General features: G+C 44.4%; 1 pseudogene. It reads right to left on the bottom strand.

Annotation, left to right across the window (positions count from 1 at the left end):
- Window positions 1-188 precede the first annotated feature (188 nt).
- Window positions 189-586, bottom strand: a pseudogene (locus tag R7Q09_RS27105) (nicotinate phosphoribosyltransferase); the annotation flags it as partial.

The following is a 586-nucleotide window of genomic DNA, read 5'->3' on the forward strand; positions in this document are numbered from 1 at the left end:
AACACTTTCCACAATGCCGCAACGTTGGGAGTATCTATCAATCATAGCCTCTAGCGACGCAAAAAACGCAGGGGAGCAATGATTGATATAAGACTTACTATAACGAAATCACCCTCTTCGTTTACCGATATAAATTTATCGAAACGATAGAGGGTGATTATCAAGAAAGGAGCTAAAAAGCGTGGTGTTTACGCATCAATAAGGTAGTTCTGCCCTTCGCTTTCGAGGCGATCAATGAGCTTACGACATTCATTTAAATCAAGCGGTTGTTCAAAGCGACGTTTAAGATTCATCAAAAAGAAAATGTCTTCACACATTGCCTTTTCTGGCTCGTCACTGATCTTAGCGACTGGAGAGCCATTGCAGGTCACCATTTTAATCACGATGGAAAGCGGCTGATACGCCTCGCCTTGATCGTTAACGTAATTACCCATGTCGTTTGCCAGAGACGTACCGATACCGAAGCTCACTTGCACACGACCTTGGAAATGCTCACAAATGTCTAGCGCTTGCTCGAAGTTCAAACCAACCGTAAAGACTAGTGTCTTCGTCATCGGGTCGATGCCAAGCGACTCATAGTGCGCAA

This window comes from Vibrio sp. 2130-1, from assembly GCF_033339515.1.